Origin of the sequence: Crenalkalicoccus roseus, assembly GCF_004761865.1 — a bacterium.
Classification (GTDB): Bacteria; Pseudomonadota; Alphaproteobacteria; order Acetobacterales; family Acetobacteraceae; genus Crenalkalicoccus; species Crenalkalicoccus roseus.
The window spans coordinates 1-23,585 of sequence record NZ_SJDM01000026.1 but is presented as its reverse complement, the minus strand read 5'-3'; the positions used below and the strand labels follow the sequence as shown (position 1 = coordinate 23,585).

Annotated in this window: 24 protein-coding genes; 15 read left to right on the top strand and 9 right to left on the bottom strand. The window is 74.3% G+C overall.

Annotated elements, in window-relative coordinates; genetic code table 11:
• Positions 1 to 3: 3 nt before the first annotated feature.
• The 6 genes from hslU (at position 4) to ET526_RS14945 (ending at position 5,704) form a co-directional block, all read left to right on the top strand.
• Complete coding sequence (hslU, locus tag ET526_RS14965) at positions 4 to 1,335, top strand: ATP-dependent protease ATPase subunit HslU (protein WP_135468505.1); 1,332 nt, start codon at positions 4 to 6, stop codon at positions 1,333 to 1,335.
• A gap of 241 nt (positions 1,336 to 1,576) precedes the next feature.
• Entirely contained in the window at positions 1,577 to 2,380 is an 804-nt protein-coding gene (locus ET526_RS14960; RefSeq protein WP_135468504.1) for an EcsC family protein, read from the top strand.
• A gap of 237 nt (positions 2,381 to 2,617) precedes the next feature.
• Entirely contained in the window at positions 2,618 to 3,358 is a 741-nt protein-coding gene (locus tag ET526_RS21285) for a hypothetical protein (protein ID WP_158295599.1), read from the top strand.
• A 61-nt stretch (positions 3,359 to 3,419) separates the two neighbouring features.
• Positions 3,420 to 3,914 (top strand): LLM class flavin-dependent oxidoreductase, encoded by a 495-nt coding sequence (locus tag ET526_RS22110; protein ID WP_158295598.1) that lies wholly within the window; start codon positions 3,420 to 3,422, stop codon positions 3,912 to 3,914.
• Positions 3,803 to 5,035 (top strand): LLM class flavin-dependent oxidoreductase, encoded by a 1,233-nt coding sequence (locus ET526_RS14950; protein WP_338025368.1) that lies wholly within the window; start codon positions 3,803 to 3,805, stop codon positions 5,033 to 5,035. Before ET526_RS22110 ends, ET526_RS14950 begins: the two co-directional genes overlap by 112 nt.
• A 129-nt stretch (positions 5,036 to 5,164) precedes the next feature.
• Entirely contained in the window at positions 5,165 to 5,704 is a 540-nt protein-coding gene (locus ET526_RS14945) for a CsbD family protein (protein ID WP_135468501.1), read from the top strand.
• 75 nt (positions 5,705 to 5,779) lie between these two features.
• On the opposite strand, the gene hrcA is transcribed toward ET526_RS14945, so the two are convergent.
• Complete coding sequence (gene hrcA / locus ET526_RS14940; RefSeq protein WP_135468500.1) at positions 5,780 to 6,859, bottom strand: heat-inducible transcriptional repressor HrcA; 1,080 nt, start codon at positions 6,857 to 6,859, stop codon at positions 5,780 to 5,782.
• 152 nt (positions 6,860 to 7,011) lie between these two features.
• On the opposite strand from hrcA, the gene ET526_RS14935 reads away from it, so the two are divergent.
• The 4 genes from ET526_RS14935 to ET526_RS14920 all read left to right on the top strand — a co-directional run bounded on the left by ET526_RS14935 (position 7,012) and on the right by ET526_RS14920 (position 9,811).
• Positions 7,012 to 7,632, top strand: a complete 621-nt coding sequence (locus tag ET526_RS14935) for a hypothetical protein (RefSeq protein WP_135468499.1) — start codon at positions 7,012 to 7,014, stop codon at positions 7,630 to 7,632.
• A 53-nt stretch (positions 7,633 to 7,685) separates the two neighbouring features.
• The gene (locus tag ET526_RS14930; protein ID WP_135468498.1) at positions 7,686 to 8,237 is read left to right on the top strand and encodes a hypothetical protein; all 552 of its coding nucleotides are present in this window, start codon (positions 7,686 to 7,688) and stop codon (positions 8,235 to 8,237) included.
• A gap of 213 nt (positions 8,238 to 8,450) precedes the next feature.
• On the top strand, positions 8,451 to 9,176 hold the full coding sequence (gene rph / locus ET526_RS14925) for a ribonuclease PH (protein ID WP_135468497.1): 726 nt from the start codon (positions 8,451 to 8,453) through the stop codon (positions 9,174 to 9,176).
• Positions 9,176 to 9,811: a non-canonical purine NTP pyrophosphatase gene (locus ET526_RS14920; protein WP_135468496.1), complete on the top strand. Its 636-nt coding sequence runs from the start codon at positions 9,176 to 9,178 to the stop codon at positions 9,809 to 9,811. The genes rph and ET526_RS14920 overlap by 1 nt, the downstream gene beginning before the upstream one ends.
• An 18-nt stretch (positions 9,812 to 9,829) precedes the next feature.
• Here the strand turns inward: ET526_RS14920 and ET526_RS14915 are convergent, their stop codons facing one another.
• Positions 9,830 to 11,416, bottom strand: a complete 1,587-nt coding sequence (locus tag ET526_RS14915; RefSeq protein ID WP_135468495.1) for an ABC transporter substrate-binding protein — start codon at positions 11,414 to 11,416, stop codon at positions 9,830 to 9,832.
• A 208-nt stretch (positions 11,417 to 11,624) separates the two neighbouring features.
• Between ET526_RS14915 and ET526_RS14910 the strand changes: the two genes are divergently transcribed.
• The 3 genes from ET526_RS14910 (at position 11,625) to mltG (ending at position 14,234) form a co-directional block, all read left to right on the top strand.
• Positions 11,625 to 11,864 (top strand): acyl carrier protein, encoded by a 240-nt coding sequence (locus ET526_RS14910; RefSeq protein WP_135468494.1) that lies wholly within the window; start codon positions 11,625 to 11,627, stop codon positions 11,862 to 11,864.
• 31 nt (positions 11,865 to 11,895) lie between these two features.
• A complete protein-coding gene (fabF, locus tag ET526_RS14905) occupies positions 11,896 to 13,179 on the top strand; it encodes a beta-ketoacyl-ACP synthase II (RefSeq protein WP_275668644.1) in 1,284 nt (427 codons plus the stop codon).
• 173 nt (positions 13,180 to 13,352) lie between these two features.
• Complete coding sequence (gene mltG / locus ET526_RS14900) at positions 13,353 to 14,234, top strand: endolytic transglycosylase MltG (protein ID WP_338025367.1); 882 nt, start codon at positions 13,353 to 13,355, stop codon at positions 14,232 to 14,234.
• Positions 14,235 to 14,287: 53 nt separating this feature from the next.
• On the opposite strand, the gene ET526_RS14895 is transcribed toward mltG, so the two are convergent.
• From ET526_RS14895 to ET526_RS14870, 6 genes are all read right to left on the bottom strand, one after another.
• A complete protein-coding gene (locus ET526_RS14895; RefSeq protein WP_135468493.1) occupies positions 14,288 to 14,998 on the bottom strand; it encodes a PEP-CTERM sorting domain-containing protein in 711 nt (236 codons plus the stop codon).
• Between the two features lie 182 nt (positions 14,999 to 15,180).
• Complete coding sequence (locus ET526_RS14890) at positions 15,181 to 18,318, bottom strand: efflux RND transporter permease subunit (RefSeq protein WP_135468492.1); 3,138 nt, start codon at positions 18,316 to 18,318, stop codon at positions 15,181 to 15,183.
• Positions 18,315 to 19,412 carry an efflux RND transporter periplasmic adaptor subunit gene (locus tag ET526_RS14885; RefSeq protein WP_135468491.1) on the bottom strand — a complete coding sequence of 366 codons (1,098 nt, stop codon included), beginning with the start codon at positions 19,410 to 19,412 and terminating at the stop codon, positions 18,315 to 18,317. The genes ET526_RS14890 and ET526_RS14885 overlap by 4 nt, the downstream gene beginning before the upstream one ends.
• Positions 19,413 to 19,485: 73 nt before the next feature.
• Positions 19,486 to 20,493 carry an asparaginase gene (locus ET526_RS14880; protein ID WP_135468490.1) on the bottom strand — a complete coding sequence of 336 codons (1,008 nt, stop codon included), beginning with the start codon at positions 20,491 to 20,493 and terminating at the stop codon, positions 19,486 to 19,488.
• Positions 20,490 to 21,194, bottom strand: coding sequence for an isochorismatase family cysteine hydrolase (locus tag ET526_RS14875; protein WP_135468489.1), 705 nt, complete (start codon positions 21,192 to 21,194; stop codon positions 20,490 to 20,492). Before ET526_RS14875 ends, ET526_RS14880 begins: the two co-directional genes overlap by 4 nt.
• Before the next feature lie 115 nt (positions 21,195 to 21,309).
• Complete coding sequence (locus ET526_RS14870; protein ID WP_135468488.1) at positions 21,310 to 21,897, bottom strand: LOG family protein; 588 nt, start codon at positions 21,895 to 21,897, stop codon at positions 21,310 to 21,312.
• Positions 21,898 to 22,016: 119 nt separating this feature from the next.
• Here ET526_RS14870 and ET526_RS14865 point away from each other — a divergent pair, with 119 nt between their 5' ends.
• Entirely contained in the window at positions 22,017 to 22,451 is a 435-nt protein-coding gene (locus ET526_RS14865) for a cytochrome c (protein ID WP_135468487.1), read from the top strand.
• Between the two features lie 30 nt (positions 22,452 to 22,481).
• Here ET526_RS14865 and ET526_RS14860 read toward each other — a convergent pair whose 3' ends face one another.
• Positions 22,482 to 23,150 carry a cytochrome b/b6 domain-containing protein gene (locus ET526_RS14860; protein ID WP_135468486.1) on the bottom strand — a complete coding sequence of 223 codons (669 nt, stop codon included), beginning with the start codon at positions 23,148 to 23,150 and terminating at the stop codon, positions 22,482 to 22,484.
• Between the two features lie 82 nt (positions 23,151 to 23,232).
• Here ET526_RS14860 and ET526_RS14855 point away from each other — a divergent pair.
• Positions 23,233 to 23,585 (top strand): hypothetical protein (locus ET526_RS14855; RefSeq protein WP_240048411.1); only part of this gene is annotated, 353 nt, incomplete at its 3' end.

The window sequence follows — 23,585 nt, the reverse complement described above, 5'->3', positions numbered from 1 at the left end:
CCCATGGCCACCGAGACCGTGAACCTCTCCCCGCGCGAGATCGTCTCCGAGCTCGACCGCTACATCGTCGGCCAGGCGGACGCCAAGCGCGCGGTCGCGATCGCGCTGCGCAACCGCTGGCGCCGCCAGCAGCTCCCGGAGGGGCTGCGCGAGGAGGTGGTGCCGAAGAACATCCTGATGATCGGCCCGACCGGATGCGGCAAGACCGAGATCGCGCGCCGCCTCGCCCGCCTTGCCAACGCCCCCTTCCTGAAGGTGGAGGCGACCAAGTTCACCGAGGTCGGCTATGTCGGCCGCGACGTGGAGAGCATCGTGCGCGACCTGGTCGAGGTCTCGATCACCCAGACGCGCGAGCAGGCGCGGCGCGGGGTGCAGGCCAAGGCCGAGCTCGCCGCGGAGGAGCGGCTGGTCACCGCCCTGGTCGGCGAGGGCGCCTCGGGCGAGACGCGCCTGAAGTTCCGCCGCATGCTGCGCGAAGGCATGCTGGAGGAGAAGGAGGTCGAGGTGCAGGTGGCCGACCAGGGCGGCGGCCTGCCGATCGGCATGATCGACCTGCCGGGCGCCCAGGGCATCCAGATGCAGAACATGCAGGAGATGCTTTCGAAGATGTTCGGCGGCCGCACCCGACCGCGGCGCATGACCGTGGCCGCGGCGCGCGAGGCGCTGGTGCGCGACGAGGCGGACAAGCTGCTCGACCAGGAGCAGCTCACGCGCGACGCAGTGGCGAACGCCGAGAACAACGGCATCGTCTTCCTCGACGAGATCGACAAGATCGCGCGCGGCACGGCGGAGGGCGGCACCTTCCGCGGCGGCGATGTCAGCCGCGAGGGTGTGCAGCGCGACCTGCTGCCGCTGATCGAGGGCACCACCGTCACCACCAAGCACGGGCCGGTGAAGACCGACCACATCCTGTTCATCGCCTCCGGCGCCTTCCACCTCTCCAAGCCCTCGGACCTGCTGCCGGAGCTGCAGGGGCGGCTGCCGATCCGCGTCGAGCTCGCGGCGCTGACGCGCGACGACTTCCGCCGCATCCTGACCGAGCCGGAGCACAGCCTGATCAAGCAGTACGTGGCCCTGCTCGGCACCGAGGGCGTGCGGCTCGAGATCGGGGAGGACGCGGTGGACGCGATCGCCGACCTCGCCGCCGACATCAACGCCCGGGTGGAGAACATCGGCGCCCGCCGCCTCGCCACGGTGATGGAGCGGCTGCTCGAGGAGATCAGCTTCACCGCTTCCGACCGTGCCGGGGAGACGGTGGCGGTGGACGCCGCCTATGTGCGGGAGAAGGTGGCGCCGCTCGCCGCCAGCGCCGACCTCAGCCGCTACATCCTGTGAGGGCGGCGGGCGCGGGGCCTGCACGCGGAGGGCCTGCGCCACCGGAGGGCGCGCTCGCCCGGCCGGCGAGCCCCTTCGCCGATGAGGGCGTCACCACCTGCCCCGTCTCGCCGCGGGGACCACGCGCATCCTCCTTCGTGGGCGGCAACGGGCACCCGGCCCGGCGCCGGCCTTGCCGCCCGGCTCCGCGACACGGCGCGGCGGCGCTGAACGGCAGGGCGCCGTTGCGCGTTCGCCGCGCATGACCGACACTCCCCTTCCCACCCCCGCTGGCCTGCCCCCCGGCGCCCGGGACGAACTCGCCCGGGCGGTCGCCGTGCTCGAGGGCAGCTCGCTCCCCATCCGCCTCGCCGCCATGGTCGGCAGCTCGGTCGAGGCGCTGAAGCGCAGCCTGCCCGGCCCCGTGCAGCGCGGCCTCGACGAGGCGGTGCGCCGGGCGCTGGAGGCGGCGCTGCGCGCGGCGATGCGCTCCCGCCCCGACCGGCCGTTCGGCCGGCTGCCGCAGCAATGGGCGCATCGCGGGCTGATCGCCGCCTCCGGCGTCGCGGGCGGCGCCTTCGGGGTGGCCGGCACGCTGGTGGAGCTGCCGGTCTCCACCGCGCTGCTGCTGCGCCAGATCGGTGCCGTCGCCGCCGAGCACGGCGAGGACCTCTCGGATCCCGCGGTGCAGGCGGAATGCCTGAAGGTCTTCGCCCTCGGCGGGCGCGACCCGGCGGATGACGCGGCCGAATCGGGCTATTTCGCGCTCCGCCTGGCGCTGGCCGACGCGCTGCAGGCCGCGGTCGGGCGCGGCTTCGGCATGATGCTGCCGGGCTTCCTCTCGGCCGTCGCGGCGCGCTTCGGCGTGCCGGTGGCGGTGAAGGTCTCGGCGCAGATGGCGCCGCTGGTCGGCGCGGCCACCGGGGCGGCGGTCAACCTCGCCTTCCTCGAGCATTTCCGCGCCGTCGCGGAGGCGCATTTCACCGTGCGGCGGCTGGAGAGGGCCTACGGCGCCGCCCCGGTGCGCGAGGCCTATGACGCCATGCGCGATGCCCGCATGGCCTGAGGGCCTGTCCTCGCCTTCGCGTGATTCGCGCAATGCGTGTCATTGTTTAAGATATGCACGCCAAGGTTGCCATCCCGGCGCCCTGGCTCCGACCCTGTGGAACAGCACTCGGCCGTCTCCTTCATGGAGACGGCTTCTTTTTCGCGAGGGCGCGATCCCTCAGGGTTGCGCCGGCACCGCGCCGTCCGATGTTGTGACAACCATACTACCGAATCGTGACAGGGGCATGGCATGGGGATGGCGGCCGGAATGGTGATGGAGCTGCGGCCGGTGCTGTCCTCCCGCCCGATGCTGGCGGCGCTCGCCCTCTTCCTTGCCCTCGACCTCGGCGTCCTGCTGATACATGCGGCGCATGTGCTGGCCGAGTACCAAGGCCTCTCCGTCTGGGTGGCCGATCCGCGCTTCAGCATCGAGAACGATGAGGGCTACGGCGAGCGGTACGAATACGTGAAGACCGCCTGCTGCGTCCTCGCCCTCGGCGGCTGCTGGGCGGCGACGCGCCAGCCGCTCTACGTCGCCCTCGCCGCGATCTTCACCTTCGTGCTGATGGACAACGCGCTGCAGATCCACGAGAGCGTCGGCCACCGCGCCGCGGCCCATCTCGGGGCGGGCGAGGCGGTCTTCGAGGGGGCGGCGCAGGCGCTCGGGGAGGTGGCGGTATTCGCCGCGGCGGGGCTTGCCGCGCTCGCGCTGTTCGCCCTCGCCTTTCGTCGCAGCGGCCTCCGCCACCGCCGCCTCGGCCTCGCCTTCCTGCTGCTGCTCCTCGGGCTCGGCGGCTTCGGCATCGGGGTGGACCTGCTGCACGCGGCGCTCAGCGGCTCGCGGCGGCTCGACCGCCTGTTCGGCTTCATCGAGGATGGGGGCGAGCTCGTCATCCTCTCGCTCGCCGCCGCCCTTGCCATCGCGCTGCGCGCCAGGCTCGCGGGCGGGGCGCGGCGCGAGGCGGCGGTCCCCGCCGCGCCGCGCCGGGCGGATTGACCCCGCCCCGCGGCGGCGGGAACATCCCTTCCGCACTCTCACGTACCAGGGGGGGAACGCCATGCGGCAGATGGCCCTCATCGGCTTCCTGCAGGCGCAGAACTGCACCAATTTCGCCAGCTCCTGGCGCCATCCGGACAGCCGCACGGACTTCCTCTCGGCCGACTACTACCAGGAGATCGGCCGCATCCTGGAGGCGGGGAAGTTCGACCTTGGCTTCTTCGACGACCGCCTCTCCATGCCGGACCGCTACGGCTCGGACCACGTGCACACGATCGAGCACGGCATCCGCTGCGTGAAGCTCGACCCGCTGGTGGTGCTGACCATGATGGCGGCGGCGACCACCCGCCTCGGCCTCGGCGCCACCGCCTCCACCACCTACTACGAGCCCTTCCACGTCGCCCGCGCCTTCCNTCGGCCGACTACTACCAGGAGATCGGCCGCATCCTGGAGGCGGGGAAGTTCGACCTTGGCTTCTTCGACGACCGCCTCTCCATGCCGGACCGCTACGGCTCGGACCACGTGCACACGATCGAGCACGGCATCCGCTGCGTGAAGCTCGACCCGCTGGTGGTGCTGACCATGATGGCGGCGGCGACCACCCGCCTCGGCCTCGGCGCCACCGCCTCCACCACCTACTACGAGCCCTTCCACGTCGCCCGCGCCTTCCAGACCCTCGACCACATGAGCGGCGGGCGCGCGGCGTGGAACATCGTCACCTCGCTGAACGACGGCGAGGCGGCGAACATGGGCCGCGACGAGATGATGGAGCACGACACGCGCTACGACCGCGCCGACGAGTTCGTCGAGGTCGTGCTCGGCCACTGGGATTCCTGGGAGGACGACGCGCTGATCGTGGACAAGGCCACGGGGCGCTTCGGCGACGGGCGGAAGGTGCACCGCCTCGACCACCAGGGCCGCTTCCTGAAGAGCCGCGGGCCCTTCACCGTGCCGCGCTCGGCCCAGGGGCGGCCGGTGCTGATCCAGGCCGGCGCCTCCGGCCGCGGCAAGCGCTTCTCGGCGCGCTGGGCGGAGCTGGTCTTCGTCGCCTACCACGACATCGAGGGCGGGAAGCGCGACTACGCCGCCTTCAAGGAGATGGTCGCCGCCGCCGGGCGCGACCCCGGCCAGGTGAAGGTGGCGACGCTGTGCAACCCGATCTGCGCCGCGACGAAGGCCGAGGCCGAGGACAAGGCGGCGCTGATCGAGAGGCTGCCGCTCGAGATCGACGCCCTCTCGCTGCTGTCCGAGGCGCTGAACTTCGACTTCGCCTCGAAGGGCATGGACGAGCCCTTCACCGACGCGGAGCTGGCCGGCATCCAGGGCCTGCAGACCATCCGCGACCAGGTGATCCGGCGCAGCGGCAAGACGAATCCCACCGTGCGCGACTTCATCACCGCCTCCGGCCGCGGCCGGCCGCGCATGGACATGGTGGGCGGGCCGAAGGAGATCGCCGACCGGATGGAGGAGTGGTTCGCCGCGCCGGCCTGCGACGGCTTCGTCGTCGCCGCCACCGTGGTGCCCGGCAGCTACGCCGACTTCGTGCGCCACGTGGTGCCGGAGCTGCAGCGCCGCGGCATCTTCCGCAAGGACTACACCGGCCCCACCCTGCGCGACCATCTCGGCCTGCCGCGCGCCGGGCGCGGCGCCTGGCGGCCGGGCATGGCGGCGGAGTAGGCGGGCCGCGGAGCGCCCCGCCCCCGCCCGGCTCGGATCGCTCGCGCAACCCGCCCCGCGCCGGGGCGTTCCGGCGCTGCATCCGCGCGGCGCCGCCGCGGGCCGCACCGGCAGCCGAGGGGAGAGGCCATGGCAGGAGAGCGCATCCCGACCACACGCCAGGCGGCCGGCCGGGCGAAGATGGTGGCCGGCGCGCGCACGGGCGATGCCCGCCTCTACGCCGAGGGCCGGATGGAGGAGGCGGCCGGCAGCCTGCAGGGAGACGCTCGCAGCATGGCCAAGGACGCGAAGGCCGAGATCACCCATCTCCGCCAGGAGATCGAGGAACTGTCCCACCAGCCCGCGACGCCCGGCCTCGATGCCGCCGCCGCCACCGCCGAGGAGTACGGCCAGCGCCTGGACGAGGCGCTGGATGTGGTGCGCGAACACCCCCTGGTCGCGGTGGCCTCCGCCGCCGTGCTCGGCTACCTCGTCGGCCGGCTGACCGCGCGCACCACCTATGTCTATCCGGACGGGCGGCGGGCGGCGGAGAAGCGGCGCGGCGAGCTGCCCGCCTACTACTACCCGGAAGGGCAGCCCGCCCGCAGCTCGATCTGGCCCTGGCGCTCCCGCCCGCCGCGGCTGCGCCCGGTCGGCGTGGTGATGGCGGAGGACCGGCGCTGGTGGTGAGCGGCGGCAGGGGCTCCGTCCCTCCAGGCCGAGGCGGTCTCATGCTCCCGGCCGGTTCCGGCCCCCGCGATCCGCTCAGCCCAGCAGCCGCCCGATCACCCGCGCCGTGTAGTCCACCACCGGGATGACGCGGCCGTAGTTGATGCGCGTCGGCCCGATCACCCCGATCGCGCCGACGATCCGCTCGCGCGCGTTGCGGAAGGGCGCCACCACCATGGACAGGCCGGCGCTGTCGAACAGCCCGCTCTCCGCGCCGATGAAGATCTGCACCCCCTCGCCGCGCTGCGCGAGTTCGAGCAGGCGCAGCACCGTCTCCTGCGCCTCCAGCCGCTCGAACAGCGCCTGGATCTCCTGCACCCGCGCGAGCTGGTCAAGATTCGCGAGCAGCCGCGCCTGGCCGCGCACGATCAGGCTGCCGCCCGGCCCGCCGCTCCAGGTGGCGAGGCCCGACTGCACCACCTGGCTGGTCAGCGCATCCAGGGCGGTGCGGTTGGCCGCGATCTCCTCCGCCACCAGCGCCCGCGTCTCCTCGAGCGTGCGGCCGGAGAGGCGGGCGTTGAGGTAGTTCGCCGCCTGCATCAGCGCCGAGGGCGGCAGGCCGGGCGGCACCTCGATCACCCGGTTCTCCACCTGCCCGTCGGCGGTGACCAGCACCACCAGCGCCCGCCCCGGGCCGAGGGCGACGAACTCGATGTGGCGGACCGGCGCCTCGCTCTTCGGCGCCACCACCAGCCCGGCGGCGCCGGCGAGGCCGGAGAGCATCTGCCCCGCCTCCGCCAGCGTCTCCTGCAGCGAGCGGCCGGAGGCGGCGCAGCGCGCGGCGATCTCCGCCCGCTCCTCCTCCCCGAGGTCGCCGAACTCCAGCAGCCCGTCCACGAACAGGCGCAACCCCCGCTCGGTCGGCAGCCGTCCGGCCGAGGTGTGGGGGGCGTAGAGCATCCCCGCCTCCTCCAGATCCGCCATCACATTGCGGATCGAGGCGGGGGAGAGGCCGAGCGGCAGGCGGCGCGAGAGGGTGCGGCTGCCCACCGGCTCCCCGGTCTGGACGTAGAGTTCCACCAGCTCGCGCAGCACCGCCGCGCTGCGGCCGTCGAGCCCCGCGGCGCTCGCCGCCGCCATCCCCGGCGGGGGCTTCCGCGGCGCATGCGTCGTCATCGGCACCAACCCCCTGGAATTCCTTGAGAATAGGGTAGGGAGGGGGGGTGCGAACGTCAACGGAGCGAATGAACCCCTCCTTGCGGTGGCAGGCGCATTGCCGGCATTGGGGGCCTCTGTCATCGTTTCGCGGCGGCCGAAGGGCAGGTGCCGTGGGCGAAGATCACGCAGGCGGCTATGAGCGTCGCTTTCCGGGGCTTTACGCCACGCTGTTCCTGGCCGCCTTGGCCGTGCTGCTGCTCGCGCTGGTGCCACCTCTTCCTGGGTGGGACGCGGATCCCGGTTGGGAAAGGAGACTTCCCGCCCCTCCGGCAAGCCTCCTTGGCCAGTGCTGGCAATGGCTCGGCCGGAACAAGGACGAGATCGGGGCCTTGGCGCAGCTTGCCGGCGCGGCGGGGGTGGTGGTCGCGGCCCTGGCCTTCGTGCGGACCCAGAGGCTGAACCGTGCCACCTGGCTGTTCCAGATCCAGAAGGAGGCCGAGGAGCGCGCGACGACCCTGCTCCGCGAGGGGTGGACGGAGAAGAACACGGCCCGCGTGATCGGCTTCTACTCCTCCATCTTCCCCTTTCACGATCTGGGGCTGATGGACCGGCAGGCCTGGTACCCCTTCGAACAGGATCTGAAGCAGATCCTGCACGCGCGAAGGGCGTGGTTCGCGGCATGGCTGGGAGCGAGCGGAGAAGCGCCGCCGCGCGACTTCCCACCGGCCAGCAATTTCGACCCGAGGTTCCGCACCTATCTGGCATCGCTGCTCGAACGGGATCAGGGGTGAGGCGCGGCGCCGGGCTGCGGTCATGTCGTGTGCAAGGCGGGGAGGAAACGGACATGCCCATCTTCACCAACATCGTTCCCCTGACCGAGGAGGCGGCGGTTGCGACGCGGCAGGCGGGAGCGGCCTTTACCCGTGCGATCGCAAAGGGCCTGGACCTCCTGCTGATCTACGAATCTCCGGCACGATCGGACGGAGACGCATCGGGCAGGGTTCGTGACGCCGCCGACGCCTTCGAAGCCGCTGCCGAGCGGTACCGTCATCTGCTGCAGCATGCCACGCCCGACCGCCTCGCAGCCTTCGACGAACCCGAGCAGCGGGGCATGAGGGCAGCGCTCGACGTGCGGGAGGCCCTGGGAGGCGTCCTGCTGCGGGAGGGCGTGCCCGGTGAAGCGGCGCACCGCGTCCCAGGGCGCCCGATCCCGGTGCGTGATCTGGTGGACGCCACGCGGCGCATGCTCGAAGAGGCGGCCCGCAGGCTGAGGGAGATGCGCAGTCCCGATGCACGGGAGCCTGCTCCCGGCCGGCGAATCGCGGTGGATCTCGCGGTCATGCAGGTTGTTGGTGTCGCCGCCACGCGGGCGATGCATCCGCCGGCGGAGCGCTAGCGCCTGATCCGCGGAGGCGGGAGCGCCGGCGCGGTGACTCGGCCGCCCCACGAAGGGCGGAAGCGTGATCCGCCAAAACCGATCACGCTGTAGATCGGATCGGAGCCGGCTGGAACCAGCATGACTCTGCTCTCCGCGCCCCCCCGGGGCGGTTCGAGCTTGCCGGTCCCCGGCCCCTCAACACCGCCCGTCCGGCGTGATAGGGCGCGCGCCATGAGCCCCCGCCCCTCCGGCCGCGCCCCCGAGGCGCTGCGCCCCGTCACCCTCGAGCCCGGCATCGCCCGCCATGCCGAAGGCTCCTGCCTCATCCGCATGGGCCATACCGAGGTGCTCTGCACCGCCTCGGTCGAGGGCCGGGTGCCCGCCTTCCTGCGCAACTCCGGCCAGGGCTGGGTCACCGCCGAATACGGCATGCTGCCGCGCGCCACCCACACCCGTGGCGAGCGCGAGGCGGCGCGCGGCCGCCAGTCCGGCCGCACGCAGGAGATCCAGCGCCTGATCGGCCGCAGCTTGCGCGCCGTGGTGGACCGCGCCGCCATGGGCGAGATGACGGTCACGCTGGACTGCGACGTGATCACCGCCGATGGGGGCACGCGCTGCGCCGCCATCACCGGTGCCTGGGTGGCGCTGCACCTCGCCTTCCGCCACTGCCTGCGCATGAACATCCTCGCCACCATGCCGCTGCGCGACCAGGTGGCGGCGGTCTCCTGCGGCCTGTGGAACGGCTCGCCGGTGCTCGACCTCGACTACGAGGAGGACAGCAAGGCGCAGGCCGACGCCAATTTCGTCCTCACCGGCCAGGGCCGCCTGGTCGAGGTGCAGGCCACCGCCGAGGGCACGCCCTTCGCCGAGGCCGACCTCCTCGGCCTGCTCCGCCTCGCCCGCCAGGGGACGGAGGCGCTGTTCCGCCTCCAGCGCGACGCCGTGGGCATCGGCTGATGGCGGCGCACCGGCGCCTCGCCCCCGGCCGGGTGGTGCTCGCCAGCCACAACGCGGGCAAGGTGCGGGAGGTGGCGGCGCTTCTCGCCCCGCACGGGCTGGAGGTGGTCTCCGCCGGCGCGCTCGGCCTGCCCGAGCCGGCGGAGACCGAGGAGAGCTTCCTCGGCAACGCCCGCATCAAGGCGCTGGCCGCCGCCCGCGCCGCGGGGCTGCCGGCGATCGCCGACGATTCCGGCTTCTCCGTCGCCGTCCTCGGCGGCGCGCCCGGCGTGCGCACCGCCGACTGGGCGACACGCCCGGACGGGACGCGCGACTATGCCATGGCGATGGCGGAGGTGGCGCGCCGCGCCGGCGCCGCCGCGGACCGCCGCGCCTGGTTCACCTGTGCTCTCGTCCTCGCCTGGCCGGACGGGCATTGGGAGGGGTTCGAGGGCGAGGTGCACGGCAGCTGGGTCCACCCGCCGCGCGGGGAGCGGGGCTTCGGCTACGACCCGATGTTCGTGCCGGAGGGTCATGCGCAGACCTTCGGCGAGATGGACCCGGCGCTGAAGCACGCCATCAGCCACCGCGCCCGCGCCTTCGCCGCGCTCGCCGCGCACTGCCTGCCGCCGCGCGCGGCGGCGGGGGACGGCTGATGCCGCCCCCCGGTCGCCTCACGCCTTGCGCACGTTCCAGAAGAACGGGATCGGCCCGCCGATGATGTCCTGCACGTTGCGGCGGAAGGCGGTGGGCTGCCACATCTGGCCGATGGTGACGTAGGGCACCACCTCGAAGGCGCGGAGCTGGATGCGCCGCGCCACCTCCTTCTGCGCCTCCGGCGAGGGGGCGTTGAGGAACTCCGTGCGCAGCGCCTCCAGCCGCTCGTCGGTCGGCCAGCCCGGCCAGGCGTTGGCGCCATGGGCGCGCAGCGGCGCGTGCAGCGCCGGGTTGGCGAGGTCCGGCCCCACCCACCAGGTGTGGAAGATGCTCCACCCGCCCTGGCCGGGCGGGTTGCGGCTGGCGCGGCGGGCCAGCACCGTGCCCCAGTCGGTGGCCACGAACTCGACGCGCATGCCGAGGCGCTGCAGCAGGTCCTGCGTTACCACGCCCTGCTGGTGGTTGGCCGGGATGTCGGTGGGCGAGATGATCACCACCGGCTCGTTGCCGTAGCCGGCCTCGCGCAGCATCCGCCGCGCCCGCTCGAGATCCGCCCCCATCGCCTCGGCCCCGGCGTCGGAGGCGAGCGGCGTGCCGCAGGTGAAGAAGGACTTGCACTCCCGGAAGTGGCGGGGGTTGCCGACCACGGCCTGCAGGTAGTCGGCCTGGTTCACCGCCATCTGCACGGCGCGGCGCACGCCCGGATTGTCGAAGGGCGGGTGCAGGTGGTTGAAGCGCAGCATCAGGATGCTGCCCACCGGATCGATCTGCTCGATGCGGATCTCCCGGCTGCGCTGCAGCAGCGGCAGCAGGTCGAAGGCCGGCTGCTCGTACCAGTCCACCTCACCGGTCTGCAGCGCCGCGGCGGCGGTCGAGGGGTCGGGCAGGATGCGCCACTCGACGCGCTCCATCCGCGCCACCTTGCCGCCCGCGGCCCAGGAGGGCGGCTCCTGCCGCGGCACGTAGCCGTCGAAGCGCTCATAGACGGCGAGGCTGCCGGGCACCCACTCCTCGCGGCGGAAGCGGTAGGGGCCGGAGCCGATCGCCTCCGGCACCGCCTGGTTCGGATCGAGCCGGGCGAACCGCTCCGGCATGATGAACGGCACCTGGGAGGAGAGCTTGCCGATCGCCTCGAGCAGCAGCGGGAAGGGGCGCGTCAGGCGGATGCGGAAGGTGCGGTCGTCCACCACCTCGATGTCGCCCACCGCCTCCATCAGCGTCTGGCCGAAGGCGTCGCGCGCGCCCCAGCGGCGGAGCGAGGGCACGCAGTCCTGCGCCCGCACCGGCTCGCCGTCGTGGAAGCGCAGGCCCTCGCGCAGGCGGAAGGTCCAGGTGGTGTCGGTGCCCGCGCCCTCCCAGGCCTCCACCATCTGCGGGCGGATGCGGAACTCGGCGTCGGTGGCGAAGAGCGTGTCGTAGACCAGGTAGCCGTGGTTGCGGACCACGTAGCCGGTGGTGCCGATCGGGTCTATCGTCCCGAGGTTGGAATGGGGGATGAAGCGCAGGGTGCGCGCGGCGGCGCCCTGCGCCAGCGCCGGGGCGGCGAGACGCGGCGCGAGGGTGGCGGCGGCGCCCCCGAGCAGCAGGTGGCGGCGGCTGGGCATGGGTGTGGTCTCCCCGATCCTCGTTGCGGCGAAGGATCGTGGGCGGCGGGCGGCCTGGCAAGGCCCCTCGCGGCCGCTCGCGCCGCCTTGCGGCCGGGCGCCCCTTGGGGTAGGCCCGGCCCGACAAGCGTGCTAATCCCCCCGCCCCGGCCCCGTGGCCCCGGCCGGGGCCGCCCGCATGCGCCGGAATTCAGGAGAGAGCCAGGCCATGAGCGAGACCGCCGAGAAGGTGAAGAAGATCGTCGTCGAACACCTCGGCGTGGACGAGGCGAAGGTGACCCCGGAGGCGTCCTTCATCGACGACCTCGGCGCCGACAGCCTGGACACGGTGGAGCTGGTGATGGCCTTCGAGGAGGCCTTCGGCGTGGAGATCCCGGACGACGCGGCGGAGAAGATCACCACCGTGCAGGACGCCATCGACTACATCGAGAAGCAGAAGGCCGCCTGACGGCGCGCCGGGTCGGACGGGGAGGCTGAGGGTGTTCGCGCAAGGGGCCGCGCCGCGGCGCGTCGTCGTCACCGGCATGGGGATCGCCTGCCCGCTCGGGATCGGCGTGGAGCATGTCTGGCGCCGCCTGGTCGCGGGCGAGAGCGGCATCTCCGCCATCCAGTCCTTCGACGTGAAGGACCTGCCGGCGAAGATCGCGGGCCAAGTGCCCGCCGGGTCGAGGGAGGAGGGCAAGCTCGACCTGAACGAGTGGGTGCCGGTCAAGGACCAGAAGAAGATGGACCGCTTCATCCATCTCGCCCTGGTCGCGGCGCAGGAGGCGGTGGCGGATTCCGGCTGGCAGCCGGAGGACGAGGAGGGCCGCTGCGCCACCGGCGTGATGATCGGCTCGGGCATCGGCGGGCTGCAGACCATCTACGAGGCGTCGCTGACCGTCGCCGCCGGCAAGGCCCGCCGCCTCTCGCCCTTCTTCATCCCGAGCGCGCTGATCAACCTCGCCTCCGGCCACGTCTCCATCAGGTACGGCTTCAAGGGGCCGAACCACTCGGTCGTCACCGCCTGCGCCACCGGCGTGCACGCCCTCGGCGACGCGGCGCGGCTGATCGCCTCGGGCGATGCCGAGGTGATGGTGGCCGGCGGGGCGGAGGCGGCGATCAGCGAGATCGGCATGGCCGGCTTCTGCGCCGCGCGGGCGCTGTCCACCGGCTACAACGACCGGCCCCAGCTCGCCTCCCGCCCCTGGGACGAGGGGCGGGACGGCTTCGTCATGGGCGAGGGCGCCGGCATCCTGGTGCTCGAGGAGCTGGAGCACGCGAGGCGCCGCGGGGCGAAGATCTACGCCGAGGTCATCGGCTACGGCATGTCCGGGGACGCGCACCACATCACCGCCCCCTCGGAGGACGGCGACGGCGCCTACCGCTCCATGCGCGCGGCGCTGCGCAGCGCGCGCGTCGCGCCGGAGGAGGTGCAGTACGTGAACGCGCACGGCACCTCGACCCCGCTCGGCGACGACCTGGAACTCGGCGCGGTGGAGCGGCTCTGGGGCGACGCGGCGAAGGGCCTCGCCATGTCCTCGACCAAGAGCGCGATCGGCCACCTGCTCGGCGCCGCCGGCGCGGTGGAGGGCATCTTCTCCATCCTGGCGATCCGCGACGGGGTGGCGCCGCCGACCCTGAACCTGGAGAAGCCCTCGCGCGAGAGCCCGATCGACCGCGTGGCCAAGGTGGCGCAGGAGCGGAGGATCCGGGTGGCGCTGTCGAACAGCTTCGGCTTCGGCGGCACCAACGCCAGCATCGTCTTCCGCGCCGCGCCCTGAGCGGGGGGGCGGACAGCGACGGCGCGGCGCGGGCGGCCAGGCCGCGCCGGCGCCTTCTGCGCTGGCTCGCCGGGGCGCTGCTGCTGCTCGCCCTCGCCGCCGGCGCCGCCGCCTTCCAGGGCTGGCGCCTCTACACCCGGCCGGGACCGCTGGCCGAGGCGCGCGCCGTCGTCGTGCCGCGCGGCGGCGTGGGCGACGTCGCCGCGGCGCTGCACGAGGCCGGGGTGATCGCCGATCCGCGCGCCTTCGCCCTCGCCGCCCGGCTCACGCAGCGGGAGGGGCCGCTGCGTGCCGCCGAATTCGCTTTCCCCGCCCATGCCCCGCTCGCCGAGGTGCTGCGCATCCTGCGCGAGGCGCGGCCGGTGCAGCGCCTGCTCACCATCCCCGAGGGGCTGACGGCGCGCCAGATCGCCGCGCTGCTCGAGCGCACCGAGGGGCTGACCGGCGAGGTGCCGCCGATCGCCGAGGGGGCGCTGCTGCCCGAGACCTATGCCTGGCAGTGGGGCGACAGCCGCGCCGCCCTGGTCCGCCGCGCCGAGCAGGCGATGGCGCAGGCGCTGGCCGAGGCCTGGGCGGCGCGGGAGGAGGGGCTGCCGCTTGCCTCGCCGCGGGAGATGGTGATCCTCGCCTCGATCGTGGAGCGCGAGACCGGGCTCGCGGAGGAGCGCCCCCGCGTCGCCGCGGTGTTCCTCAACCGCCTGCGCCGCGGCATGCCGCTGCAGTCCGACCCGACGGTGATCTACGCCGCGACCGACGGGCAGGCGGCGATGGACCGGCCGATCAGCCGCGCCGACCTGGCCCGCGACCATCCCTTCAACACCTACCGCATCCGCGGCCTGCCGCCGGGGCCGATCGCCGCGCCAGGGCGGGAGGCGTTGCGCGCGGTGGCGCGGCCGGCGCGGACGGACGACCTCTACTTCGTCGCCGACGGCACGGGCGGGCACGCCTTCGCCCGCACACTCGAGGAGCACAACCGCAACGTGGCCCGCTGGCGGCAGATCGAGCGCAGCCGCGCCGGCGCCGGCGGCGAGCCGGCCGAAGGCGCGGCGCGATAGGGCGGGATCGCGGACGGGGGCGGCCGGGGCGGGCGCCCGCCCCGGCCCCCGGATCAGGCCCGCCGCCGCGCGCGGACGAGGCCAAGCCCGGCGAGCGCCGCGCCGAACAGCGCGAGCGACATCGGCTCGGGCACCGCCGTGGCGGTGACGGTGACGCTGCCGATCGCCTGCTCCCCGCCGCCGACCTCGCCGATGTAGAGGTAGAGGGGGGTGCCGTCGAGCGGCAGGGGCGCGGTCAGGTTCAGGGTCAGGCTGCCGCCGAAGCCGAGGCTGACGAAGCCGAAGGCGCCCGGGATGACGTTGGTGGCCACGCCGTCGAACACGCCGAGCGTGGCGATGGCGTTGTTCAGGCTGCCATCGGGGTTGTGGCCGAACAGCGGCAGGCCCGCCTCCTCCGGCGGGGTGCGGGTGCCGGGGACGAGGACGGCGCCCGCGAAATCGAAGGTGGCGGCGGGGGTCAGGCTGCCCACCTGCGTGCCGCTGGTGATGAGCACGGTGGAGAGCACCACCGCGTCCACGTCGAAGCCGCTGAAGCGCCCGGTGGAGCCGGCGATGACGTTGGCGTCGGTGATGGTGACGGAGGTGATCGCGTCCCCGGCGAGGCTGGAGAGGTCGGCGCGGAAGACCACGGTCTGCGGCGAGAGCCCGCCGCCGGCGAAGCCGCTGAGCTGGGTGAAGCTCACCGTCGCCGCCGCGGCGGCGTTCAGCGCCCCGGCGAGCAGCAGCGCGCCCGCGAACGCGGTGGCTGTCCTGAGCAGCGTCAAATTCTCCTCCTTTCGTGAGCGTAGTTGTTGCAGGCTGCGCAGGGCCGGAAGCAGGTTTCATGCCATGTCTGGAAAGGTGCGGTTTTCCGCGACCGCCAAGCGCCGCGCCCGCTCGCGAGCGCGTGCCTGTCAAGAACGCCGACACATGAAGCGGAATATTCCGGCCGCCGGCAACCCCGCGCCTACTCCGCCGGGCGCGCCGCGGGCGCGCGCCGCGCCGCCTCCAGCCGCTCCAGCTCGCGCGCGATCGCGCCCGGCGCCGTGGTGTGGCGGGCCAGCAGCACGTAGAGCGCGGGCACCACGAACAGCGTCAGCAGCGTGCCGAGCAGCACGCCGCCGGCGATGATCAGGCCGATGGTGCTGCGCGCCTCCCCGCCCGCCCCGGTGGCGAGCGCGAGCGGCAGCGCCCCGAGCACGGTGGAGAAGGTGGTCATCAGGATCGGCCGCAGCCGCAGCGCCGCCGCCTCCTCCGCGGCCTCGGGCGGCTCGCGCCCATCGTCGCGGAGCTGGTTGGCGAACTCCACCAGCAGGATGCCGTTCTTCGCCACCAGCCCGAGCAGCAGCACCATGCCGATCTGGCTGTAGATGTTGACGGTCAGCCCGAACAGCCAGGCGCTCACCAGCCCGCCGGCGATGGCGAGCGGCGCCGCGGTCATGACGATGGCGGGGTGGACGAAGCTCTCGAACTGCCCGGCGAGCACCAGGTAGGTGAGCAGCAGCACCATCAGCAGGATGGCGTAGATCGCCGCCCCCGTCTCCACGTAGTCGAGCGCCTGGCCGAGGTAGCGGATGCGCGCCTCGGGCGGCAGCACCTCCCGCGCCGCCGCCTCCATCGCCGCCACCGCCTGGCCGATGGTGGCGACGCCGGGGATCAGGTTGGCCGAGATCTCCACCGCCGCCAGCCGGTCCACGCGCAGGAGCTGGCGCGCCGCGCCCGCCTCGGTCAGCGTGACGACGCTCGACAGCGGCACGAGGTCGCCGCCGCGGGCGCGCACGAAGACGTCGCGCAGGTCGGCGGGCGACTGGCGGTCCTCGGGCCGTGCCTGCAGGATCACCTCGTACTCCTCGCCACGCTCGGTGTAGCGGGTGACCTCCTGGCCGCCGAACAGGATGCTCAGCGCCTCGCCCACCGCCGCCGCCTCCACGCCGAGGGCGGCGGCGCGGGCGCGGTCGAGGCGGATCTCGATCTGCGGCCGCGTCTGGCGGTCGGTGGTGTCGAGGGCGACGAGGCCCGGGATGTCCCGCGCCCGCTCGTGCACCGCCGCCGCCCATTCGCGCACCTGCGCTCGGTCGGTGCCGGCGACGACGAATTGCAGCGCCCGCCCGCCGCGCCGCTGGCCGAGCTGGCGCGGCGCGGCGGCGAAGGCGCGCACCCCGGGCACCTCGGCGAGCAGCCGGCGCGCCGCCTCGATCGCCTCGGCCTGGCTTTCCTCGCGCTCGCCCCAGGGGCGCAGGCGCAGGATCATCAGCCCCCGGCTCGGCTGCGGCGGGTTGCCGAGGCCGACGATGGTGAGCACCTGGGTGGCCGGCCGTCCCTCGCCGAGCAGCGGCGCCAGCGCCTCCTCGATCCGCCGCGCCTGCTCCAGCGTGTAGGGGAAGGCGGCGCCGTCGGGGGCCTCGAACACCACCCGGATGGCGCCGCGGTCCTCGTCCGGGGCCAGCTCGTCCGGCACGGCGAGGAAGGCGAGCGCGCCGAGCCCGGCGAACAGCGCCCCGCCGAGCAGCGCCGCCCAGGGGCGGGCGAGGAGCGGGCGCAGCGCCGCGCGGTAGCGCGCGCCGAGCCATTCCTGCGCCGCGCGCGTGGCGCGGGCGACCCGCCCCTCCCCCTCCCCCGCGCCGCGGAACAGGCGCGAGCAGAGCATCGGCCCGAGGGTCAGCGCCGCAAGGGTGGAGAAGGCCACCATCGCCCCGAGCAGCACCGCGAATTCGCGGAACAGCCGACCGACATTCCCCTCCAGGAAGGCCAGCGGCAGGATCACCGCGAGCAGCGTCGCCGAGGTGGCGAGCACCGCGAAGCCCACCTGCCGCGTCCCGCGCACCGCCGCGACCAGCAGCGGCTCCCCCTCCTGCTGCTGGCGGCGGCGGATGTTCTCGAGGATCACCACCGCGTCGTCCACGACCAGGCCGATCGCCAGGATCGCCGCCAGCACCGTCAGCACGTTGATCGAGAAGCCGAGCGCGGCGGCGACCGCGACGGCGGGGATGACCGAGGCCGGGATCACCGCCGCCGGCACCAGCGTCGCCCGCGCCGAGCCGAGGAAGAGGAAGATCACCACCACCACGATGGCGAGCGTCTGGGCGAGGGTGGTCGCCACGTTCCACAGCGTCTCGCGGATGAACACCGCCTCGTCGAAGCCGATCTCGACGCGCACGTCGGGCGGCAGGCGGCGGCGGAGCTGCTCGACCTCCCGCCGGATGCCGGCCGAGAGCTCGAGCGCGTTCGCCTCCGACTGGCGGATGATGCCGAGCGCGATCGCCTCCCGCCCGTCGAGGCGGAAGCCGCGGCGGTAGTCCTCGGCGCCGATCTCCACCGTGGCGACGTCCCCGAGCAGGACCCGCCCGGCCTCCCCCTCCTCGCGCAGCACCAGGGCGGCGAACTCGTCCGGCGAGGCGAAGCGGGTGGTGGCGCGCAGCGCGATCTCCTGATCGCGCGTCTCCAGCCGGCCGGCGGGCAGTTCCAGGTTCTCGGCGCGCAGCCGCGCCGCCACCTCACCGGCGGTGATGCCGCGCGCCGCCATCGCCCGGCGGTCGAGCCAGATGCGCATGGCGTAGCGCGACCCGCCCGCCACCTGCACGCCGGCGACCCCGGTGACGGTGCCGAGCTGGTCCACCATCAGCCGCTCGGCGAGATCGGTCAGCTCCGCCGTGCCCAGCCGTTCCGAGGTCAGGGTGAGGAAGATCACCGGCAGGTCGTCCGCCTCCTGCTTCTCCACCACCGGCTCCTCGATGCCGGCGGGCAGGTTGCGGCGCGCGCCGGCCACCCGGTCGCGCAGGTCGGCCGCGGCAGCGTCGATGTCCACGCCGGCGCGGAACTCAACGGTGATGAAGGAGGCCTCGTCGCGGCTGTTGGAGCGGATGACGCGGATGCCCGAGATGCCCGAGAGGTTGTCCTCGATCACCCGCGTCACCTCGCGCTCCACCACCTCGGCCGAGGCGCCGAGGTAGAAGGTGCGCACGGTGACGACCGGGGGATCCACCGCCGGGTATTCGCGCACCGGCAGCGTCAGGGCGGCGCCGAGGCCGATCGCGATCAGCAGCAGGTTGAGCGCGGCGGCGAGCACCGGCCGCACCACCGGCAGCCGGAAGAGGCCGGCGTTCATGAGCCGGCGCGGGCCATGGCGTCACGCCCGTCCGGGTCGCGGCGCAGCTCGACCACCGGGTCGCCGTCCGACAGCGCCTGGTGGCCCTCCACCACCACGCGGTCGCCGGGGGCGAGGCCGGCCAGCACCTCCACGCGCTCCGGCCGGCGCTCGCCGATGCGCACCTCCACCCGCTCGGCCCGCTCCGCGCCGGGCGGGACGCGGAAGACGAAGTGCACCGGACCGGTCATCAGCACCGCCATGGGCGGCACCACCACGGCGTCCTCCACCACCTCGGCGGCGATGCGGACGTTGAGCAGCATCCCCGGGCGCAGCCTGCCCTCGGGGTTCGGCAGGCGCGCCTCCATCATCACCGTGCGCAGCCGCGGGTCCACCCGCGTGTCGATGGCGGAGAGGCGCGCCTTCACCTCCCCCCCCGGCAGGGCGGGGGAGCGGGCCCAGACCGTGGCCCCCTCGCCGATCCGCGGCGCCTGCTGCTCCGGCACGGCGAAGCGCAGCGCGATCGGGTCGACGGCATCGAGCGCCACCAGCTCCGTCCCCGGCTGCACCAGCGCGCCGGGGCTGACCCGGTGCAGCCCGACCCGCCCGGCGAAGGGGGCGAGGATCGCCGTCTCGTTGTAGCGCAGCCGGGCCAGGGCGATGCGGGCGCGCGCCGCCTCCAGCCGATGGCGCAGGTCCTCCATCTCCGCCCGCGGCCCGAACCCTTCCCCGGCCAGGCGCTCGGCGCGGGCGAGCTGCTGGCGGATCTCCGCCGCCTCGGCCTCGGCGGCGAGCAGCTCGGCCCAGGCCTCCTCGGGTTCGAGGCGGATCAGCACCTGCCCCGCCTCCACGCGCTGCCCCTGCTCGAACAGGATCTCGGCGATGCGCCCGGGGATGCGCGCCGTCAGCATCACGGAATCGGTGGCGACCAGGGTGCCGATGGCGTCCACCGTGCGCACCAGCCGCGCCGCCTCGGCCTCGGCCAGCACCACCCGCGCCGGCGGGCGCTGCCGCGCCTCCTCCCCCGCGCCCTCCTCGGCGCGCAGCCAGAGCAGGGCGGCCGCCGCCGCGACCGCCACGGCCACCCCGATGGCGATCAGTCCGGACCGCGCCACGCCGCATCACCTGCCGTTGAGCGATACGGTCCGAACACCAGGCCGCGGCGGCGGTTCCTCGGCCGGGGGCGCATCAGTATTCCGCGAAGATCCGCGCGATCTCCCGGGGGTCCCGGCTGCGGGTGAGCGCCAGGGAGAGCAGGATCCGCGCCTTCTGCGGGTTGAGGTTGTCGGCCGGCAGGAACCCCGCCTCCAGCGTGCGCGTGGCCGGGAAGACGCGGCCGGAGCCGGCGCGGCTCGCCTGCACCACCACCACGCCCGCCCGCACCGCCTCCCCGAGCGCCTCCGCCTCCTCCGGCGTGACGTAGCCCGGCGCGAAGCCGGCCGAGACGATGCCGCGCGCCCCGGCGGCGAGGAAGGCGCGCACCGCCGTGCCGTCCGACCCGGCGTGGCTGTAGGCGATGTCCACCCGCGGCAGCGCCTCCAGCCCGCCGAGGTCGAACTCGGTGTCCGGCGCGGTGCGGCGCAGCGGGCGGCGGTAGAGGGCGATGCGGTCGCCATCGGCGTGGCCGAGGCAGCCGAGATCCGGGCTGCGGAAGGTCTGCAGCCTTCCGGTGGAGGTCTTGGTCACCTCCCGCGCGGCGTGGATCTCGTCGTTCAGCACGACGAGCACGCCGAGGCCGCGCGCCTCCGCGCTCGCCGCCACGCGCACGGCGTTGACCAGGTTCATCCCGGCGTCGGTGGACAGGGCCGAGGCCGGGCGCTGCGCCCCGACCAGCACCACCGGCACCGCCACCTTCAGGGTGAGGGAGAGGAAATAGGCCGTCTCCTCCAGCGTCGCGGTGCCGTGGCCGATGACGATGCCGGAAGGCGCCGGCGTCTCCGCCGCCAGCCGGGCGCAGAGCGCGGCGAGGCCGCGCCATTCCGGCCAGCCGATCCGGGTGGAGGGCACGGCGCGGAAGCGCACCGGCACCACCTCGGCCACCTCCTGCACCTCGGGGAAGCGGGCGAGCAGCGCGTCCGCCTCCAGCACCAGGCCGGTCGCGCCGTAGTCCTGGAGGTCGAGCGGCCCGCGCCCGACCGAGGCGATGGTGCCGCCGGTGCCGATGAAGGCGATGCGGGGCCGCGCGGCGCCGCTCATTCCGCCGCCGCCCGCGCCGCGCCGCCGCCGAGGCCGGCGATGCACTCCGCCACCGTCAGCACGTCGCCGAACTGCAGGTGGAAGGCGATCAGCGAGGCGGCGTGCTCCTCGTCGGTCATGGCGGCGCAGGCGTCGCTGACCATGACCACCCTGAAGTTCAGCATCATCGCGTCGCGCGCGCTGCTCTCGCAGCAGACGCTGGTGACGGTGCCGGCGATCAGCACCGTGTCGAGGCCGCGCGCGCGCAGCCGCTCCGGCAGGTCGGAGGAGCCCTGGATGAAGGCGCTGTAGCGGTGCTTGCGCACCACCTCGTCCTCCGGCCGGAGATCGAGGCCGGGCCAGAGGCGGTGGCCCTCCGTGCCCTCGCTCATCGCCGCGGCGCGGCGGGCGCGGGCCTCGGGGGTGGCCATCTCCTGCATCACCGACCACTCCTCGGCGCGGGCGGGGTCGAAGGTGTTCTGGATCCAGAACACCGCGCCTCCCGCCACCCGCACCGCCGCAGCCAGACGGTTGACGGCGGGGACGATGCGTACCGCCATCGGGCACCAGGCGTGGGAGAGGTCCTCGCGCAGGAAGCCGTTCTGCATGTCGATGACGACGAGGGCGGTGCGCGCCGCATCGAGCCGCGCGAAGGGGTGCGGCGTGCCGCAGCGCGCGGCGACCCGGGCGGCGATGGACGGCGGGATGGTGAAGGGGTGCATGGCCCTCTGCGCTCCTTGCCTGCGCCGCCGCGCGCCGCCGGGCCCTTCCCGGCCGCCCCGGCGCCGGCGCAGGGTAGGGTGCGCACCGCCGGCGCGGCAAGCCGGGTCCGGGCGCCTACAGCCGCTCCGGCGGGGCGGCGGGCTCGGGGCTCGGCGCGGTGCGCAGCAGCTCGAGCGCGGTCGGCACGTCCGGCGCCACCTGGTAGAGCCGGCGGTGCACCGGGTCCACGAAGCCCTGGGCGATCAGCGCCTCGATCAGCGCCACCACCGGCTTCGCCCAGCCGGCGATGTCGAGGAGGATCACCGGCTTGTCGTGCAGGCCGAGCTGGCGCCAGGTGAGGATCTCCACCGTCTCGTCCATGGTGCCGAGGCCGCCCGAGAGGGTGATGAAGGCGTCCGCCAGCTCGAACATGCGCGTTTTGCGCGTGTGCATGCTGGTGGTGATCTCGAGTTCGGTCAGCTCGGCATAGGGACGCTCGATCCGGGTGAGGAATTCCGGGATCACGCCCCGCACCCGGCCGCCGGCGCCGAGCGCGGCCTCCGCCACCGCGCCCATCAGCCCGATGCCGCCCCCGCCATAGACGAGGGTCAGCCCCGCCTCCGCGATCCCCCGGCCGAGCGCCTGCGCCGCCGCCCGGTGCGCGGGGTCGTTGCCGGGGCGGGTGCCGCAGAAGACGGCGACGGAACGGATGTGGTTCGGCATGGACTGCTCCGGAAGGGGTTTGGCCTAACGCGCGGAAGGGCATGGCGGTGGCGCGCTTGCCAGGCAACGGGTGGGTCGTGCCATGATCGCAAGGTGAGCCGAAAAGGGGGCGGAGCGGCATGAAAAATTGTCTCTGGATGGCGGCGCTCGGCCTGCTCGCCATGGCCGGCGCGGCGCTCGCGCAGAGCGAGGTGATCGCGGAGCGGCGCGAGGGCCTGAAGCGCATGGGCGCCCATATGGAGGCGATGAAGCCGGTGGCGGATGCGCGCGGCGACCCCCGCCCCCTGCTGCCGCGGATCGAGGAGATGATCGTCTTCTTCCGCGACCTGCCGGACCGCTTCCCCCCCGGCTCCGACCGCGGCGACACCCGCGCCCTGCCGGCGGTCTGGACCAACCGCGCCGGTTTCGAGGAGGCGCATGCCCGGATGATGGGCCAGCTCGCGGTGCTGCGCGACGCCGCCGCCGCGGGCGACGGCGGCGCCTTCGCTTCCGCCTACGCCGCGACCGGGCCGCAATTCTGCGGCGGCTGCCACCGTCCCTTCCGGGGCCGCTGACGCCGGGCGAAGCGGGCGGCCGCGCCGGGTTCAGCCCAGCCGACTGAGCCCGTAGACGGAGAGCGCGGCGGCGCCCAGCAGCGCCGCGGCCAGCCAGGGCGAGCCCATGCGCGGCGGCGCCACCCCCGCCGGCAGGCGCTTGCGTCCGGTGATCATCGGCCGCACCAGGTCGTGGCGCTTGACCAAGGCATAGGCGGCGACCGCCAGGATGTGCAGCGCCGCCGCGGGCAGGATACCGTAGTAGAAGATCCGGTGGTGCAGCCCGGTCAGGCGGTCGCTGGCCGCGGCGGAGACGCTCTTGGCGAGCGGCCCGAAATCGCCGTAGCCGGTGTCGGCGAACAGGCCGGTGACGGCCTGGGCCAGCAGCAGGCCGAGCAGCACCAGCACCATCCACCCCCCGGCGGCGTTGTGGCCCACCTCGCGGTCCGGCCCGCGGCGCGGGAAGGCGGCGAGGTGGCGCAGCGCCGCCAGGGGCGAGCGCAGGAAGCAGCGGAAGCGGGCGGTCTCCGACCCGACGAAGCCCCAGGCGATGCGGAACAGCAGCAGCGCCAGCACCGCATAGCCCGAGAGGAAGTGCAGCCGCAGGTTCCCCGCCTGGGCGCTGGCGTAGGAGAGGCCGAGCAGGACCACGATCGCCCAGTGGACCAGCCGCACCCAGCCGTCCCAGACCCTGACCGTCCGCAGCCCCCGCGCGTCCATGCCCCCGCTCCCCCGGCCGTTCCGGCGCGCCAGGATACAGGCCGCCGGTGCGCCGGCGAACGGCTTGCGGCAGCATCGCGCCATGGATCTCGATTCGCTCTGGGCGTGGCGCGGCGCCCTGCTGGCGCTGGCGGCGGCGCTGCTCTGGGCCGGCGCGGGGCGGGCGCTGCGGCGGCCGGACCTCGCGGCGCTCGGCGCCGGGGTAGGGCTCGCGGCGGGCTGGGTGCTGACGCTCGGCCTGATCACCGCCTCCCCCCGGCAATTGCCGGAGCGCCTGCCCCTGCTCGCCCTGGCCGCCGCCGGGGCGGGGCTGCTGCTGGCGCTGCCGGGCGGGGGGCGCGGCCGGGTGGCGGGCGCGGGGGCGGTGCTGGCGCTGCTCGCCGCCGCCTGGTGGCTGGCCGGGGCGCCGCTCGCCAGCCCCGACCTGCGCCGCGC